Raw genomic sequence first — 16,600 nt, forward strand, 5'->3', positions numbered from 1 at the left:
CGCTACCAATAACATGGTGAGCATTCCTATCTTGTAGTACTTAGAATCGTACCACAGCGACATGTCATAGTTAGCGCTCGAACTCGCGCTCGTCGTGCCGTATGTTGTTGCCATCATATCCTCCATTTGTTTCGTTAATGAAAACAGCGTACAAATTTATCAAAGTATCAATTCCTGAAATAATAGGATTGACTTCATAAACCCTTTTTTACGCAGTTAAGAATACCGTATTGCTATTCTTTTACAATGAGTGGATCCACTCATTTTATGGATGTAACGCAATTTCTTCGGTAAGAAAAATGATTGCAGTCAGTCAATGTAAGAAAGGTGTGTGGATTCCAAATTCTTATTAAATAAAGATAAAATTAATTTGAAGAGGATTAATTTGATGCGGTTGATGTCAAGCTAACTGAAGAGTGATTGTTTAAATGTTGTGCTCTTAAACGCAGCGCAAAACTAATCAGGCTATTGGGGCCGCTCAGATTGAGTTTCCGGGAAATATTGACCCGATGATTTTCTATTGTTTTTTTGCTCACAAACAACTTTTTGGCAATTTGCGGGGTAGTGTATCCTTCGGATATCGCATTGAGTATTTTACGTTCTGTTTTAGTGAGGCTGGTCATTTTTTCAAGTGTCGCCTCGATTAGTTCATCCTTTTCCAGTTGATGCTTACTTTTTTTGGATAATTTCTCAAGCCGCGCCCTGATGCTATTGATCAATTCTTCTTTCGTAAACGGCTTGGTGAGATAGTCATCGGCTCCCATGTTCATCCCAATACGGGTATCTGAACGGGTCGATTTCGCGGTCAGAAAAATAAACGCTGTCGGTGGTAATTGCGGAATCTGCTTTACTCTGGCGAACACTTCGAAGCCATCTATTCCGGGGAGCATGATATCGCAAATGATGATATCCGGAGCATACTTCAATGCTATTGTGATCCCTTCTTCACCGGTAGGTGTGCTGATTACGCGAAAACCATAATGCGCAATAATCTCGGATATGTTTTCGCATAGCGTTTTTTCATCTTCTATCACAAGAATCAGCGTATTGTTCATTGTTTCTGTTTATAAACGCAATTGAATCGTTACCGTGCACCCGTTTCCGGATTTACTTGCAAAACTGATATCGCCGCCGTGTATTAGGATTAGTTTTTTGGCAATCATAAGTCCCAGTCCGCTCCCGGGAAAAGCTTTGGCATTGGATGCCCGGAAAAATGACTGGAACAAGAATGGCTGATCTTTTTCCGGAATACCGATTCCATAGTCTTTTATCGTTATTAAATAAGTATTGTCACGAGAAATTACAGTAAGTTCAGGTGCTTGCTTACTTTCAGAGTATTTAAACGCATTCGACACAATATTGCGTAAAACATTCCGTAGCAGAATTTCATCTATGCTGATAATGCGGTCTGGTGCATCAAAATGGTAGTTCAGCATTCTTTGCTGTCCATTGGGTTCAATATTCGATTGAACAAATGCATCCATAAACTGCTGGAATGGGCGATTCTTCTTGGATAACTCTATTTTCCCTTCATCAATCCGGCCGATGTCCAGAATGTTTTCCATCAGTTCCGTCATGCGCGTTGTTTCCTCTGCCATAATTGCTTTGTGCTTCTGAAAGAGTTCGATAAAAGAAGCGCTGAGGTTGGTTGATTCCGTTTTCAGATCCAGTAGATCAATGCTAGAACGAATGGTGGCAAGGGGAGTACGGAACTGATGTGAAGCCAGATTGACGAATTGGGTTTTAAAGCGATTGAGTTCGCGTTCTTTTTCCATAGCTTTTTGAAGCCGTTGTTCCGCCATTTTTATTAGCGTAATATCATTCTCAACAGCCACATAATTGATCAATTTTCCTGCATCGTCATAAACCGCAGCGATATTAAGATAGAGCCAAATCTTGTCACCGCTTTTTGTATAATTCAGAATTTCACCGGAGAATGTACCTGTATCCCGGAGTGAGTGGGTGATTTCACGGATTGTTTCGATAGAAGTTTCTGGCCCTTGGAGAAAAATTCCCGGATCAATTCCAATCACCTCTTCAGACTTATACCCCAAGATTTTTTCAAAACTATTATTGATCCATATCACGTGTTTTTCTGGATCGGTAATCATCACGATACCATTGGTTTTCTCAGCAACAATGGCCATTCGCTGTAACTCCAATTCGCTCTTCTTTCTTGCTGTGATATTTTGCAAAATACCATACAAACCGATTAGATCTCCCTGCTCATCAAGCATCGGGTAAATGGTTGTGGTGTGCCATTTGGGTCTACCATCATCCATCACAATCATGAATTCTGCGGTTCGCTCGGTCTTTTCTGCGGTGATATGCGCAATCAATGCGAGCATTTTTTCTTTCTCAGATTCCCGATAAAAATGTGTGCTTGCAAGTAGGGCTGAGCAATTATAGCTTTTATCTAATTCATAAAAATCATAAAGATACTCAGACCAGATCGTAATATCAGTCTTGAAAGTATGAGACCAATCGCCAATTTCGGCTGCTTTACTGAGAAGGCAGAGCCGTTTTTTCTGGGATTCCAGTGAATCGAAAGCTGGCAGGGTAAAATTAGATCCAGGAATCATGAGAAGTTATAGTATGAATTCGAGTCAGATTGATAATCGTTATGCTTCAAAGATTAAATTGCAAGTAAATTTCTAATATTCTCATGGCATACTTAATCCTGAGTCTGACATGAATTCTATCTTATATTGCAATAATGACAATGGCGAGGAGGGCTTTAAGGAAGTATGTAAAAAATAAAGCACCTACCGCAAGTAGTGGAGTATTACCTAAGCTCTTCAATCTTCTGGTTTTCAACCAGTTTTCGTTCTAAGGGGAGGGGAACTGAACCCTAGAGATTAAATGGCTATCTCGTAATCTTACGAAAGAATGATGGAAATTGTATTGCCAAAAAAACAGCGCTATTTAAGTAGCGCTGTAATGGCCGGAAAAATATACGACTAAGCGGTGGTGTTGATATTTTTTCCAATATGCGCTGGTAAATTCTGTGTGGAATTAATATCTGGAAGCGCTTCAATCAAAGCGAGCGCACCCGCAGCATTTATATCAATTGCTTTTTTAAGAACTGCAATACCGACTGCCTGATTGGTGCTGGCATCAGCCATTGCCGTGGCTAAATTTGCTATACCTGCAACATCCATGAAATTTCTCCTTAACTTTTATATTGTATATAGCGGCAAGCAATGTAAGAATTTGAGAGAAATATGTTTTGAATCCAGAACTGTACTTTGATACGTTCTCTATTCATTTGGCATATTATTGAGATAAGTTATCTTGAGGAATACGTGGGATTGTTAGTGGTTTTTTAAGAAGGTTGAGAAATTCTTTCTGAGATGATCCGTCCAATTTAAGCCAACTTGCAGTGGGATTTTTACCTGAAGATCTGTGCCTTCGGTACTCTTGCCGTTTAAATACAGAATGTACTGACCTGGCTCACGCAACTTAAATGCCAGTGTGATCACTCCTGATCGATGCTGCTGTGTGGGAATAGATAGTATCTCGTGTTCTTTCTGATTCTCTTTTTCATCTATTTCTACTTGTACCAAACGCAGCCCCAGCATAAAATCACGGGCCGATTCCGGGTACAACAGGTCGATCGAAATATTCAGTGTGGCCGGCTCAGGCACTTTGCCGCATTGAACGGGTACATACGGAGATCGGATTGTATCTGTAGATGATTCATAGTCTTTGGGGAGATAATAGCCAGAATAACCGATAGTCAGCGCATCTGTTTCTATGGTGCAAGCACCACCGCGAAAACCCTTCGGATAGGTTTCGGATAAGTCGCCTTGCGAGCTTGTGCGATACAACGTTCCGAATGCTATGAAAACAGCGATGACACCAATCCAAATCGCAATAGGAAATTTACGGACTGACAATTTTGGCCTAGAAAGCATAACAATCCTTTTTCAATTCAATACAGAAGTAAATATTCTATTTATCAGCGATTCGGATTCGCCTTTTTTATTGGTGTAACCGGATCAGCTAGAGATTATCAAAGTGCCGTAAACAAACTGATGATAGCTTTCTTAACAAGTGATTCAGCTAAATGTCTAACCGTATCCATACAACTCTGGGTAATAATATATGGATAAAGATGTTTGGATAAGGCACATGGAGATTGAGCGTGTATTAGGAATAAAATTGGATTGTACTGACAGAAATCAAAGTGAAGCAATTGTTTTATTATTGATAAGCTTCATTTCTGTATCAAAGAGATACTACTGTATCGTGATTAATGGTTCTTTAATTCGATGCACAAAGAAAAAATAAATCAATGCACTCGCAATGGCTGCAAAGAAACACCAAACTGAAGCAAAGGTTTCCAGAAAAATGAGATAAGCAAGGAAGAAACCGATTGTTATGGTGATGCCCGCAATAGACAAGTGCCGATAACTGGAGAAAATAAATGGCATGCAGGTGGCTAGTAGATACAAAACAATGACGAGCTGGTAATTAGCGACATCATGTTTGTAATTGATACTGTGATTGATAATTTCTGCGACAATTGGTTGTTTAATGAGACCGATGACGGTATATATGGCAAGCCCAACACCTGTTATGCCGATTGATGCAATAATTTTCCTGCGTTTACTGTTTGTTTCTGCGCAATAGACTGCGAAGGGTACAAATAGTGGCCAGATAATGCCGATAAAAACCCCGTAAATATTACTTAGCCAAAATGGAATTTGCGATGTGTCGTTGTTGATTAGCGAAACCCATAAGAATCCTTCCACCAATTGCTGGATGGCAAAAATAAATGGAATCATCGCGATTGGAAGCTCCTTTTGGTAGATGGTTTTTCGAGCTGTTGTTACACCGACAACCAGGAGTGCTCCACCGACTATAAAACTTGCTTCTGCTGAGAAACACATCTTGAATATTTATTCCTATCGAACTAATTTTTTATCGATTAAGCGTAGTGCTTTTTGAACACCTTAATCGAACTGATCGGATAAAGTCCAGTAATTGATTGCTATTTATCCGGCAACCTAAATCTGCCTAATGTCTAACAGAAAGAGAACTCTGCACGGACAGAATCAGTTTCAAATGCGATTAATGATATATTATTGCTTCGGAACGAATTATTCATGATTTTGTGTGTTTTCTATATACATACAGAACAAGTGTTTACCTACAAAAATATTCATGGATAAATCGTTCCGGATCTATAATGCTTAGATCATATTATTGAGTGGCGGATTCAACTTTGCAGTGCAACTTTTGTAAGGAAGTTTATAGGCACTCCTCAATCAGAGTGCGTGACACCAAGGTATGCTCAATTGCTTGCAATAGATCTGACAAGATGCTGCGTTGGTGTGGTGTCAGTTGCGTGAGCTCTGAGGTCAAAGCCTGAAAATTTTTGTTCCTTTTAGCATCTCCAGCTTATTGATTGCTGCAATACCCCAATTTTCCAACAATTAACGCTAACATAACCAAATAAAATGGATGAAAATTATGGACACTCATGATGATTTACGAAATAAACGACGAAAATTCATGATGGGAGGGGTTTTTCTGGGTGCAAGTACTGCGAGCATGATGATTTCCAATGCTGCATCTTCTGCTGTATCTGCTGCGAATGATCATTATCTTACCGTTGGGAACGGTGGCATGTTTGCATCTTTGCATGAAGCTGTTGCTGCCGCTGGATTATTACATACTAATAGCTCAAATTGGGTAGTGATTTGCATGCTGCCAGGTGTTTATGATTTATCCTTGGAAGATACTGAATTGGCATTACCGGATTTTTTGCCGAGTTGACTGGTGTGAGTAAGTACGGCTGTATTGTGCTCGGCAATGGGAATAAGAATATACGCATACACGCTCACACTAGAATTTCAAATTGTACGATCAAATATACCGGAGTTGGTTCTCGATCCGCTGCAATTCGACCGCAAGATAGCGTAACCCTAAGCATGTTGGGTTTTCTCGATATAGAAGGAGTCGAATTAGATGTTTATTCCACAAGTAAGTCCGCAGTGTGGCTAACACTGTTGGATCGCTGTTACATTCGTAACAGTTTCATCCAAACAAGTGGAATAGGTATAGAAGTTTTTAATGGTGAAGTTTTTATTTCGGGCACGCATTGTCGTTTAGTAGGAAATGTACCAGGCAATACAGCATCGCATCATGCAATCAGACAGAATCTGTCATGGTCAAGAATCTGGGTGGATGGCGGCACTTGGGCAACAGGCTACGGTTCACCTGAGATTAATGGAGAATCAGACGCTAATATTGTGATGTTCAGTGTTGGCGGAAATGCGAATTCTAGGGTCGAACTCAATAACGTTTGGAGTATTACACGCAATAACTCTGGATCAAATAGCGGAATAACTGCCTGCGTAAATGTGGTCACACCAGGCGCTTGGGTTAGGGTGCGTGGCGGTTATTTTCAGGGAGAGGATGCAAATCGTCATAATTACTATGATTTAATGAATTCTGCAGGGGGTAGACTCGAAATCCAAGGTACACGTTATAAACGCCTTTTTGGTAACAGCTATTCCTCAAATGGAGCCGGTGTTCGTTTAATTACTAATGCAGTCTATACGCCAAAGTATAATGACGATGGGATAAAACTGATTGATTCTTCAGGCAATTCTGGTGGCATGACTGTTATGTTGTCTGATGCTGGTGAGACTCAGATCATAGGAGCGGAACAAGTGATAATCAGAATTGATAATTCTGGTAATGATGTGATCGTTGATGGAAATGGCAAATATATTAATGGGGCTTTAGCACGAAAACTCGGATCTGCACAATATAGTAAAATGGTTTTGCGCTATGCAGGAAATTCGATCGGATGGTTGGTATTGCATGAATAAAAAGGCTCTGTAGCAATTAATTGATGAATTGATAGTCATTTGTATCGGAATATATAAAACAGGTATGCAGCATGAAAACAGCTGAATTCAAAGATTGGATAAAATCGATTGAACGGATGTGCCACGGGCTATGAGACAAGCTTCGAGAAAGATTAGAAGGAAAAGCTGGTATTGATACAATCATAGGTTGATTGAGCAAAGGCGGAATGACGAACGAATTTGTCCTTACCTCAATGCACTGGAAGCTAAAATCGTGCAAGAAGGCATCATTCTAAGTGATGTGCAAATTGCAGCGCTTGGAAACAATTCAGCCGCCTGTTCAATGAGTTGCTGTTTCCGGCTATTGATCTGTGTGGGATGTATCCCATAACGTGTTGCCAGTTGGGGAATAGTTTTATCTCCACGTATCGCCGCCAGCGCTACTTTTGCCTTGAATTCACTGGTATATTGTGTGCGTTTCTTGCTCATGATTATGATCCTCTATAGTGTCCATAACAGAGCTTAACAACTTGCCCAGTTTTGTGGCACCACTTCACAGCATCATGGATTTGAAATGACGGGTGGATAGTATTATGGATATCGGAGTTGGCTTCATCATGAATGATTATTTGATTACCTCAACAAAATTGAATCGCTGGAATATTTAATTCATGAAGTTGAAATTTACCAAAATGCAGGGCTTGGGCAATGATTTTGTCGTTTTGGATGGCATCAATCAATCGATAGACCTTGATCGACAGCAGATTCGTTTGCTCGCCGATCGCCATTTTGGCATAGGCTGTGATCAGTTATTGTTGGTTGAAAAAGCTGATGGTCAGGCTGATTTTCGTTATCGCATCTTCAATGCCGATGGAAGTGAAGTTGAACAATGCGGCAACGGCGCACGCTGTTTCGTCCGTTATGTACACGAGCATGGCTTGACGCAAAAAAATGAGATTCGCATCGAAACGCTTAGCGGCGTAATATCGCCGAAACTGGAAATCAATGGAAATGTTACGGTCAATATGGGGAAACCCATATTCGAACCGGAAGCAATTCCTTTTGTCGCTGAGTATTTTGCATTAACTTATCAGCTTGAAATGCCGGATAAGCCAGTTACAATAAGCGCCTTATCGATGGGTAATCCACATGCTGTACGAGTGGTGCAGGAAATTGAGAGTGTGCCGGTAGAGACGGAAGGCGCCTTGATAGAGGCGCATCCGCGCTTTCCCAAAAGAGTAAATGTTGGCTACATGCAAGTAATTGACCGTAACCATATCAAATTGCGGGTGTTTGAGCGGAGTGCTGGAGAAACTCTAGCGTGTGGCACAGGCGCTTGCGCAGCAGTCGTTGCGGGCATTAATCTGGGTTTGTTGGATAATCAAGTGGCCGTCAGTACACGCGGTGGTGAGTTGACGATAAGCTGGCAGGGGGAGGGCGCCCCCGTTTGGATGACCGGCCCGGCAGTTACGGTATTTGAAGGTGAAATAAATTTGTAATCAACTAAGGAAGAATGATGAAACCGGAAGATGTCGCGCAGTATCTACAGGAGCACCCGCAATTCTTCAATGAATATGCTGATTTACTGGCAGATATTCAAATTTCTTATCCGCAGGATGATAAAGTGATTTCACTGAATGAGCGGCAAGTGATTTCATTAAGAGAAAGGAACCGCGTACTACAGGATAAATTACTTGAACTGATCAGTTTTGGTGAAGAAAATGATGCTATCGGTGAAAAAATGCACCGATTGGCTATTGCGTTGCTTTCCGTTTCCAGTTTGAACGAACTTTTTAATGTATTGTATTTCAGCCTGAAAGAAGATTTCGCAGTTCCGCTTGTGGCAATGCGTGTCTGGAATATTTCCTGCAGCAAAAATCCCTATACCGAATTTACGCCCATCAGTGAAGATATTCATGTCATTGCCACGAGTTTGTCACAACCGTATTGTGGCAATCATATTGCGGATGAAATCAAGCAATGGTTTGGTGAGGGTGCTGAACACCTCAATTCATTTGCCATGATTCCACTGAATACAACACAAACCATTGGTTTGCTTGTTTTGGGCAGCCCTGATGCAGAAAGATTTTATCCCGAAATGGGGATACTACATTTAAAACGATTAGGGGAATTGGTATGCACCACCATTACTTGTTACGATCAAGTAGAAGCTGTAAACCGTGAAGCAGTCCAAGATCACGTAACCAATGAGCAGTAAACCTGAATTACTGGCTGCAGCATATATCCATCATCTGACTTATGAACGGCGCTTGTCACCGCTCACCAGTGAAAATTACGCTCGCGACATTCGTGTTCTGTTTAAACATTTAAATAAAGACGATTTGGAACAGGTTCAATTTCTGAATATTCGTCATGTCATTGCGCAACTCCATAGCAAAGGATTGTCTGGTAGAAGTCTGTCTAGAATGTTATCGGCATGGCGCAGCTTTTACAATTATTTGATCCGCAAACATCACTATCAGCACAATCCCTGTATTGGAATGCGTGTCCCCAAATCACCACAAAAACTGCCCAACGTACTTTCTCCCGATGAAGCTTTACAGCTACTGACTTTCTCGCCCGATGGTATTTTGATGGCACGCGATAGTGCCATGTTTGAATTATTCTATTCTTCCGGTTTAAGGTTGGCAGAATTGACGCAATTGAAACCTGCGGATATCCATTTTGCGGAAGGAACGATAAAAATTCTGGGGAAAGGCGGGAAGGAGCGTATTGTCCCGGTCGGCGCTTTCGCGATTCAAGCTTTAAAAGCCTGGCTTGAACAACGTGTATTGATTATCAAGCCAGAGGTAACCGCGCTTTTTTTATCGCAGCACGGCGGTGCGATCAGCGCTCGCACCATCAGCCATCGTCTGAAAAACAGAGCCAGGCAGCAGGGTATCCATCAAAATGTACATCCGCATATTTTGCGGCATTCTTTCGCTTCCCATCTGTTGCAATCCAGCGGTGATTTGCGTGCCGTTCAGGAGATGCTGGGGCATGCGCATATCACTTCTACGCAAGTCTATACTCATCTGGATTTCCAGCATCTGACAAAAGTTTACGATACTACGCATCCGCGGGCGAAAAAAAGAGATTGAGCAGGCAAAGAATCTTTCAATCTGAGTCGACTGTGTTTTATACGCTATAATGCTATTTTGTAATACGTTCAGTAAATTCCATGACAACAATTGTTTCAGTAAGGCGCGGCCGTCAAGTAGCATTGGGTGGTGATGGTCAGGTAACACTTGGTGCTGTTGTAGCTAAATCCAGTGCTCGCAAAGTTCGCAGACTTTATCATGATAAAATCCTGGCCGGATTCGCCGGTGGTACTGCCGATGCTTTTACGCTGTTCGAACGATTTGAAGGCAAACTGGAAGCGCATCATGGCCATATTATGCGCGCGGCTGTAGAGTTAGCCAAAGACTGGCGCACAGACCGGATTCTGCGCAGATTGGAGGCTATGCTGGTTGTTGCCAACGAAGATGCGACACTGATTATTACCGGTTCTGGCGATGTGATTGAACCGGAATTAGGTCTCGCCGCCATTGGTAGCGGCGGTTCTTATGCATTGGCTGCTGCCCGTGCGCTATTGGAAAATACGGATTTACCGCCAAAGGAGATTGTTAAAAAAGCGCTTTCAATAGCGGGGGACATCTGCATTTATACTAACCAGGATCATGTCATCGAAACCATCGACTGAGTTATTCCTGCCAACGTATCAAGAATGCATTTTTTATTACTATAGAGATCGAGCAACGATTTGTTTGATCTGTAATCCGGAAGCCCTGTTCATATTTTATCTATTGCAGAATTAACATTATGTCTGAAATGACTCCGCAGGAAATTGTCCATGAGCTGGACAAACATATTATCGGTCAGGATTCAGCCAAGCGCGCCGTGGCGATTGCGCTGAGAAATCGTTGGCGCAGACAGCAAATTGCCGATCCGCTACGCCAAGAAATTACGCCCAAAAACATTCTGATGATCGGGCCGACAGGTGTGGGGAAAACTGAAATTGCGCGTCGTCTGGCAAAATTGGCCAATGCCCCCTTCATCAAAATTGAAGCCACTAAGTTTACCGAAGTTGGCTATGTGGGGCGGGATGTCGACTCGATCATTCGTGATCTGGCAGAAACAGCAGTTAAAGAATCGCGTGAGAGAGAAAACAGAAAGAAACAGCCCCTTGCAGAAGACCGTGCGGAAGAGCGCATTCTCGATGCCTTGTTGCCGGCGGCCAGGGATTTTGATTTGAATTCAACGGCTGAAGATCAGAATAGTGCAACACGGCAGAAGTTTCGCAAGAAATTGCGCGAAGGTGAGCTCGATGACAAGGAGATTGAAATCGAAGTGGCCGCACCGCGGGCCAATATGGAAATCTTCGCTCCACCTGGAATGGAAGATCTGACATCGCAGATTCAAGGAATGTTTCAGAATATGACAGGGGATAAAAAGAAAACCCGCAAACTGACGATTCGCGAAGCCAGAAAAATACTGCTAGAAGAAGAAGCCGCGAAAATGATTAATGATGAAGAATTGAAACTGACAACGATACAAAATGTGGAGCAGAACGGTATTGTATTCCTGGATGAGATAGACAAAATCGCTAGTCGTGCAGGAAGTACGGGTGCGGATGTTTCACGCCAGGGTGTGCAACGGGATTTGCTTCCTCTGGTTGAAGGTACAACTGTATCAACCAAATACGGCATGATCAAAACCGATCATATCTTATTTGTTGCCAGTGGCGCATTTCATATGTCTAAACCATCTGACCTGATTCCAGAACTGCAGGGGCGATTTCCCATTCGTGTAGAGCTGACTAGCCTGAGCGTCAGTGACTTTGAACAGATTCTAACCAGTACTGACGCATGTCTGACTCGTCAATATGAAGCGCTTCTAGCCACAGAAGGTATCCAATTGCAATTTGCCAGCGATGCGATTAAACGTTTGGCCGAGATTGCCTATTCCGTGAACAGTAAAACTGAGAATATCGGCGCCAGACGTTTGCATACCGTCATGGAAAAATTACTTGAAGAAATTTCTTTTAATGCAACCAAGCGCAGCGGTGAGACCATTGTCATTGATGCATCATATGTTGATGCACGCCTTAAGGATCTGTCGCAAAGCGAGGATCTGGCTCGGTATGTGCTGTAATTTTATTTCAATATATTTGGTTAAAACCACTGTCTTTAGACGGTAATTTTGAATGTAAATTTTTTGACTCATACGTGTTTGGCGTAGTTATATATCTGAAATGGCATAGATGCATATCAAATAAAGATGGTTAAGGTATAATCACCGGTTTCTCATTATTGGATTGTTAGAAGTCTTTATGCCTATTTATGAATATCTTTGCAATTCATGCGGTGCCGAGAAAGAACATTTGCAGAAAATTAGCGATGCGCCTATTGCGGCTTGCCCTGTTTGCGGCAGTAGTAACTATACAAAACTGATATCCGCTGCAGGATTCCAATTGAAAGGCAGTGGCTGGTATGTCACTGACTTTAAGAATAACAAAGTAAAGCAGACAGATACCAAGCCGGATACAAAAGAAAGTGCACAGCCAACAGCACCCGCCACTCCGGATACAGCCGCAACTACAACTAAGGAAAGTAGCCCGGTTTCTACAACAACTGCTGATTAGTCGATCAGGAAATGTCGCTATAAGTTGCTATGCAACAATTGATGCTAATCTAACCATTTTTTGCCGCAAAAATCCCAGTATCCTGTGACCTAATAACGAAGAATCGTAATCTCACTTTCAGACTAATAAACAGAACTATGCGTACAAATTACTGTGGCGCCATTAACGCCGAATATCTTGATAAAACAGTGACACTTTTTGGTTGGGTCCATCGGCGCAGAGATCATGGTGGTGTGATATTCATCGATTTGCGCGATCGTGAAGGTTTGGTGCAGATCGTTTGCGATCCTGATAATGTGGAAACATTCCAAACAGCAGAAAAAATACGTAATGAGTTTGTGCTGCAAATTACCGGTAAGGTAAGAAGACGCCCTGAAGGAACCATTAATACCTCTTTATTCAGTGGTGAAATTGAGATTCTGGTAACAGAGATTGGAGTACTGAATACTTCGCTGACGCCACCTTTTCTGATGGATGATGACAATATTAGTGAAGTGGTACGATTGGAACATCGTTATCTGGATTTGCGTCGCCCAGTGATGCAGTCCAATCTTCGTTTGCGTCATAAAGTAGCGATGGCGGTGCGCGTTTTTCTTGATCAGCATGGGTTCCTGGACATTGAAACACCGATGTTAACTAAATCCACGCCAGAAGGTGCAAGAGATTATTTGGTGCCGTCACGGGTGAATGCCGGGCATTTTTTTGCGTTGCCGCAATCGCCGCAGTTATTCAAACAGCTTTTGATGGTGTCGGGATTTGATCGCTATTATCAAATAACACGTTGTTTTAGAGATGAAGATTTGCGTGCCGACCGGCAGCCAGAATTTACGCAAATCGATATAGAAACATCTTTCCTGTCAGCCGATGAAATTATGTCGCTGATGGAAGAGATGATACGCGGCTTGTTCAAGACCTTAAATAATGTGGATTTGCCCAATCCATTCCCACGTTTGACTTATGCAGACGCAATGTTTAAATATGGTTCGGATAAGCCGGATTTACGTGTTCCACTGGAATTTACAGAATTAACCGACATCATGAAGGACGTGCCTTTCAAGGTGTTTCGTGAAGCGGCGGAGAAACAGGATGGTCGCGTTGCTGCATTGTGTGTTCCGAGAGGCGGGGAGTTGTCGCGTAAGGAAATTGATGACTATACCAGCTTTGTAGCGATCTACGGTGCGAAAGGCTTGGCTTACATAAAAATCAATAATCTGGCCGATGGTGTGGAAGGATTGCAATCGCCGATTCTGAAATTCCTGCCGGAAGAAACGATTAAAACGATTCTTACTCGCACCAACGCAAAGAATGGCGATTTGATATTCTTCGGCGCGGATAAAACAAAAATCGTCAATGAATCCTTAGGCGCACTGCGTATCAAAATTGGTCATCAGCATGGTCACACTGAATCCGGTTGGAAACCGTTATGGGTGGTTGATTTTCCAATGTTCGAACGCGATGAAGAAGAAAGTCGTTGGCAAGCGCTACATCATCCCTTCACGTCACCCGTCGATGGACACGAGGATTTATTGGAAACCGATCCCGGCAAAGCAATCTCAAAAGCTTATGATATGGTTCTAAATGGCTCTGAAATTGGTGGTGGTTCGGTACGGATTCATCGTCAAGATGTTCAGTCCAAGGTGTTTCGCGCTTTGAATATTTCAGCACAGGAAGCGCAAGAAAAATTCGGCTTCCTGTTAGAGGCATTGCAGTATGGAGCTCCGCCACATGGAGGTATTGCATTCGGTTTGGATCGTATTTTAACCATGATGACCGGTTCAGAATCAATCCGTGATGTGATTGCATTTCCCAAAACACAACGTGCACAATGTTTGTTAACGCACGCGCCGAGTACTGTGGATGAGAAGCAACTAAAAGAATTAAACATTCGCTTGCGTCAAGTTGAAACAAAGCAAGTGAATGGATAGTTAATTGCCTTTATGTGATGTATAAAATTCCGGTTTCTGTTTTGGTTGTTATCTACACGACAGATCTACAGGTTTTGCTATTGGAGCGAACCGATCATCCAGGTTACTGGCAATCGGTTACAGGAAGCCAGAACCCAGGTGAAACACTGTATCAAACCGCATTACGTGAAGTTTCTGAAGAGACTGGCCTAAACGCAACCAATTATTCTTTAACAGATTGGCAGGTTGAAAATCAATATGAAATATACGAAGAATGGCGCTGGCGTTATAGGCCGAGTGTGAGTATCAATACTGAGCATGTATTTGGTTTGTGTTTGCCCGGTATAACGCCGGTAAAGATTGCTGAAAAGGAACACCTGAATCACATTTGGTTGCCTTGGCAACAAGCGGCAATAAAGGTATTCTCAAGCAGTAATTCGGACGCAATCCTTAATTTACCTTTACGTCAACAAATCGATCCGGAATAATCCAGTAGGCGCAAAACTGAATTTTTGAGGAAACCACAAGCTCTGCGCCTTTAACTCAACAGACTAAGTAATCGGTATGATACTTAAAGAACCGTGTCCAAGAACAGATGCAGTAGCCATATTCTGCAATGTAATCGCTTTAGCTATACGTTGCGTATTTTGCTCGCTCCCGGTTGGATTAACATCTTTTGCCGCTGTTTCAAATGCCCATACATCTACTACGAACATATCATATTGCGGTCCGTATTTTGCGCGAATTGCCGAACGATCAATCGTTGTACCAGGTTGAGTATTCAGTGCAATGCCCAGTTCATTATGAACGCCAACTAATTCCTCAAAGATAGAACCATTTTCTTGTGCAGTATGTAAGATAGCTGCTCTATCTTCCGCAAAGAAATCTGACTGATTTAAGCGATTCTTAGCTTGTTGCACGATAGTTTCTTTTTCTGTTTCAGTTAGATTGATACCATATTGGCTGGTCAGTGATGCAATATCGTTGATACGTTCAGAAATGTGTTGATAAATGATTTTTGCTTTTGCGCATGCCCCGCAACCACAACTACTGTGATCGTCTCCGTGCACACCAGTAGCATGGCCCTTGTCTTTAAGAGTATTAATTATTCTAATTGTTAATTGGGTTTCATTGGTATCGCTGGCAATAGAAGCTCCCCCCAGATCACCACCGTAGACAATGCTTAACGTGCCACCGGCAGCACATGGTGCGTTTTTACGTTTGCCATCCTTATCGGTACGACCATCCACACAAATCTCTGGAACAGTACCGTTTGCCGGTATATTAAATGCACCTGCTGCAATCGATTGATACATAGCATTCACTGTGTTTGGGTCGATATCAGTGCGATTAGCGGGACCGATGGAGCCTAGACCTAAATTAAATTTTCCCAACGTATGATATTGAGGGCTATTTGCTTCAACAGCTTGGGGAGTTGGTTCTGATTGCTGACTGCCTACAGCAGTTGTTGTAGATTCTGTTTCTTGACTACCTGTAAAATGTTTTAACAGATTTTTTAAACTTTCAAACATTTTATATATCCTTTGTAGTAATTGGTCATTCGATCATAAATTCTATCGCATACTTGCCATATTCAAGATAACTCAAAGAAAGGGCAAATCTTGTCAAAACCATCTAATCTAATATATTTCTTAGCTTCTAAGTTAAATTAATTAGCTAAGCGCTAGAATTCTAACACTACTTTTCCTCACAATTGTTAGTAATTGTATAATTTTTGTTTCTGGATGCTGCAATACTGAACATCCCCCCAAAAAATAGTCTTCCAAGGGTAACGTACAGGGCAATCGGGCTTAAAGAGGCTTAAAAACAGAAACAAGATGAGGTATTAGCTTTATCATTTTGATTTAAAATGATAGAGAAACCGATAGAAATGATAGAGAAACCGATAGCGTCAATTATCCATCACTTTTCAAGCATTGAAGATCCGGGAGTAGGCAGGCAAAAGAAACACCAGTTACAGGATATATTTTTTATCGCTCTATGCGCTGTTATCTGTGGGGCGAACAATTGGGTGGCTATTGAAGAAACCGAAAGTTGGTTCAACAGCTTCAAGAACGAGCGCGTACATGGACTACGTTATGAAACACGCGCAGCGATGGCTACCATGAGCTTCGAGTACATCGAGGTACTCTACAACCGGAAACGGCAGCACTCAACGGTAGGCTATAAATCGCCAATGCGTTTTCTAAATGACTGGCTAATCACTC

Annotated in this window: 18 protein-coding genes and 2 pseudogenes; 12 read left to right on the forward strand and 8 right to left on the reverse strand. The window is 42.1% G+C overall.

All coding sequences use genetic code 11. The features are described from left to right. The 6 genes and pseudogenes from ACH10T_RS05165 to ACH10T_RS05190 all read right to left on the reverse strand — a co-directional run. Positions 1-114 (reverse strand): annotated as a pseudogene (locus tag ACH10T_RS05165) (methane monooxygenase/ammonia monooxygenase subunit C); the annotation flags it as partial. Between the two features lie 266 nt (positions 115-380). Continuing rightward, positions 381-1,055, reverse strand: a complete 675-nt coding sequence (locus ACH10T_RS05170) for a response regulator transcription factor (RefSeq protein ID WP_394808255.1) — start codon at positions 1,053-1,055, stop codon at positions 381-383. A 9-nt stretch (positions 1,056-1,064) separates the two neighbouring features. Beyond that, positions 1,065-2,582 carry an ATP-binding protein gene (locus ACH10T_RS05175; RefSeq protein ID WP_394808256.1) on the reverse strand — a complete coding sequence of 506 codons (1,518 nt, stop codon included), beginning with the start codon at positions 2,580-2,582 and terminating at the stop codon, positions 1,065-1,067. 378 nt (positions 2,583-2,960) lie between these two features. Then, positions 2,961-3,161, reverse strand: coding sequence for a YjfB family protein (locus tag ACH10T_RS05180; RefSeq protein ID WP_394808257.1), 201 nt, complete (start codon positions 3,159-3,161; stop codon positions 2,961-2,963). A 153-nt stretch (positions 3,162-3,314) separates the two neighbouring features. Next, on the reverse strand, positions 3,315-3,899 hold the full coding sequence (locus tag ACH10T_RS05185; protein ID WP_394808258.1) for a hypothetical protein: 585 nt from the start codon (positions 3,897-3,899) through the stop codon (positions 3,315-3,317). Positions 3,900-4,241: 342 nt separating this feature from the next. Then, positions 4,242-4,895 (reverse strand): DUF6629 family protein, encoded by a 654-nt coding sequence (locus ACH10T_RS05190; protein WP_394808259.1) that lies wholly within the window; start codon positions 4,893-4,895, stop codon positions 4,242-4,244. Between the two features lie 583 nt (positions 4,896-5,478). Between ACH10T_RS05190 and ACH10T_RS05195 the strand changes: the two genes are divergently transcribed. The 3 genes and pseudogenes from ACH10T_RS05195 to ACH10T_RS05205 form a co-directional block, all read left to right on the forward strand. Continuing rightward, on the forward strand, positions 5,479-5,784 hold the full coding sequence (locus tag ACH10T_RS05195) for a hypothetical protein (protein WP_394808260.1): 306 nt from the start codon (positions 5,479-5,481) through the stop codon (positions 5,782-5,784). Between the two features lie 5 nt (positions 5,785-5,789). Next, positions 5,790-6,845, forward strand: a complete 1,056-nt coding sequence (locus ACH10T_RS05200; RefSeq protein WP_394808261.1) for a hypothetical protein — start codon at positions 5,790-5,792, stop codon at positions 6,843-6,845. A 71-nt stretch (positions 6,846-6,916) separates the two neighbouring features. Further along, positions 6,917-7,074: pseudogene (locus ACH10T_RS05205) on the forward strand (IS1595 family transposase); the annotation flags it as partial. On the opposite strand, the gene ACH10T_RS05210 reads toward ACH10T_RS05205, so the two are convergent. Further along, positions 7,071-7,313: a transposase gene (locus ACH10T_RS05210; RefSeq protein ID WP_394808272.1), complete on the reverse strand. Its 243-nt coding sequence runs from the start codon at positions 7,311-7,313 to the stop codon at positions 7,071-7,073. The pseudogene ACH10T_RS05205 and the gene ACH10T_RS05210 sit on opposite strands and share 4 nt — an antisense overlap. Before the next feature lie 182 nt (positions 7,314-7,495). Between ACH10T_RS05210 and dapF the strand changes: the two genes are divergently transcribed. The 8 genes from dapF (at position 7,496) to nudB (ending at position 14,860) form a co-directional block, all read left to right on the forward strand. Next, positions 7,496-8,323, forward strand: a complete 828-nt coding sequence (gene dapF, locus ACH10T_RS05215) for a diaminopimelate epimerase (RefSeq protein ID WP_394808262.1) — start codon at positions 7,496-7,498, stop codon at positions 8,321-8,323. A gap of 17 nt (positions 8,324-8,340) precedes the next feature. Then, positions 8,341-9,042, forward strand: a complete 702-nt coding sequence (locus tag ACH10T_RS05220; protein WP_394808263.1) for a DUF484 family protein — start codon at positions 8,341-8,343, stop codon at positions 9,040-9,042. Further along, a complete protein-coding gene (xerC, locus tag ACH10T_RS05225) occupies positions 9,032-9,925 on the forward strand; it encodes a tyrosine recombinase XerC (RefSeq protein ID WP_394808264.1) in 894 nt (297 codons plus the stop codon). The genes ACH10T_RS05220 and xerC overlap by 11 nt, the downstream gene beginning before the upstream one ends. Positions 9,926-10,005: 80 nt before the next feature. Beyond that, positions 10,006-10,527 (forward strand): ATP-dependent protease subunit HslV, encoded by a 522-nt coding sequence (gene hslV, locus ACH10T_RS05230; RefSeq protein WP_394808265.1) that lies wholly within the window; start codon positions 10,006-10,008, stop codon positions 10,525-10,527. A gap of 119 nt (positions 10,528-10,646) precedes the next feature. Continuing rightward, complete coding sequence (hslU, locus tag ACH10T_RS05235; RefSeq protein ID WP_394808266.1) at positions 10,647-11,978, forward strand: ATP-dependent protease ATPase subunit HslU; 1,332 nt, start codon at positions 10,647-10,649, stop codon at positions 11,976-11,978. A gap of 178 nt (positions 11,979-12,156) precedes the next feature. Beyond that, complete coding sequence (locus ACH10T_RS05240; protein WP_394808267.1) at positions 12,157-12,468, forward strand: FmdB family zinc ribbon protein; 312 nt, start codon at positions 12,157-12,159, stop codon at positions 12,466-12,468. A gap of 137 nt (positions 12,469-12,605) precedes the next feature. After that, entirely contained in the window at positions 12,606-14,393 is a 1,788-nt protein-coding gene (gene aspS / locus ACH10T_RS05245) for an aspartate--tRNA ligase (protein ID WP_394808268.1), read from the forward strand. Positions 14,394-14,410: 17 nt separating this feature from the next. Then, on the forward strand, positions 14,411-14,860 hold the full coding sequence (nudB, locus tag ACH10T_RS05250; RefSeq protein ID WP_394808269.1) for a dihydroneopterin triphosphate diphosphatase: 450 nt from the start codon (positions 14,411-14,413) through the stop codon (positions 14,858-14,860). Between the two features lie 63 nt (positions 14,861-14,923). On the opposite strand, the gene ACH10T_RS05255 is transcribed toward nudB, so the two are convergent. Further along, on the reverse strand, positions 14,924-15,904 hold the full coding sequence (locus ACH10T_RS05255) for a cadmium-containing carbonic anhydrase (RefSeq protein WP_394808270.1): 981 nt from the start codon (positions 15,902-15,904) through the stop codon (positions 14,924-14,926). 338 nt (positions 15,905-16,242) lie between these two features. On the opposite strand from ACH10T_RS05255, the gene ACH10T_RS05260 reads away from it, so the two are divergent. Beyond that, a partial coding sequence (locus ACH10T_RS05260; protein ID WP_394808271.1) for a transposase family protein occupies positions 16,243-16,600 on the forward strand: 358 nt, incomplete at its 3' end.

This window comes from Nitrosomonas sp. (assembly GCF_043753625.1).
GTDB lineage: Bacteria > Pseudomonadota > Gammaproteobacteria > Burkholderiales > Nitrosomonadaceae > Nitrosomonas.

What these genes read in the sequence shown, in the direction of transcription:
- nudB (WP_394808269.1), top strand. Translation starts at nt 14,411, where the DNA reads ATGTATAAAATTCCGGTTTCTGTTTTGGTTGTTATCTACACGACAGAT.
- hslV (WP_394808265.1), top strand. Translation starts at nt 10,006, where the DNA reads ATGACAACAATTGTTTCAGTAAGGCGCGGCCGTCAAGTAGCATTGGGT.
- hslU (WP_394808266.1), top strand. Translation starts at nt 10,647, where the DNA reads ATGTCTGAAATGACTCCGCAGGAAATTGTCCATGAGCTGGACAAACAT.
- ACH10T_RS05195 (WP_394808260.1), top strand. Translation starts at nt 5,479, where the DNA reads ATGGACACTCATGATGATTTACGAAATAAACGACGAAAATTCATGATG.
- ACH10T_RS05255 (WP_394808270.1), bottom strand. Translation starts at nt 15,904, where the DNA reads ATGTTTGAAAGTTTAAAAAATCTGTTAAAACATTTTACAGGTAGTCAA.
- aspS (WP_394808268.1), top strand. Translation starts at nt 12,606, where the DNA reads ATGCGTACAAATTACTGTGGCGCCATTAACGCCGAATATCTTGATAAA.
- ACH10T_RS05170 (WP_394808255.1), bottom strand. Translation starts at nt 1,055, where the DNA reads ATGAACAATACGCTGATTCTTGTGATAGAAGATGAAAAAACGCTATGC.
- ACH10T_RS05210 (WP_394808272.1), bottom strand. Translation starts at nt 7,313, where the DNA reads ATGAGCAAGAAACGCACACAATATACCAGTGAATTCAAGGCAAAAGTA.
- dapF (WP_394808262.1), top strand. Translation starts at nt 7,496, where the DNA reads ATGAAGTTGAAATTTACCAAAATGCAGGGCTTGGGCAATGATTTTGTC.
- xerC (WP_394808264.1), top strand. Translation starts at nt 9,032, where the DNA reads ATGAGCAGTAAACCTGAATTACTGGCTGCAGCATATATCCATCATCTG.
- ACH10T_RS05220 (WP_394808263.1), top strand. Translation starts at nt 8,341, where the DNA reads ATGAAACCGGAAGATGTCGCGCAGTATCTACAGGAGCACCCGCAATTC.
- ACH10T_RS05190 (WP_394808259.1), bottom strand. Translation starts at nt 4,895, where the DNA reads ATGTGTTTCTCAGCAGAAGCAAGTTTTATAGTCGGTGGAGCACTCCTG.
- ACH10T_RS05175 (WP_394808256.1), bottom strand. Translation starts at nt 2,582, where the DNA reads ATGATTCCTGGATCTAATTTTACCCTGCCAGCTTTCGATTCACTGGAA.
- ACH10T_RS05240 (WP_394808267.1), top strand. Translation starts at nt 12,157, where the DNA reads ATGCCTATTTATGAATATCTTTGCAATTCATGCGGTGCCGAGAAAGAA.
- ACH10T_RS05180 (WP_394808257.1), bottom strand. Translation starts at nt 3,161, where the DNA reads ATGGATGTTGCAGGTATAGCAAATTTAGCCACGGCAATGGCTGATGCC.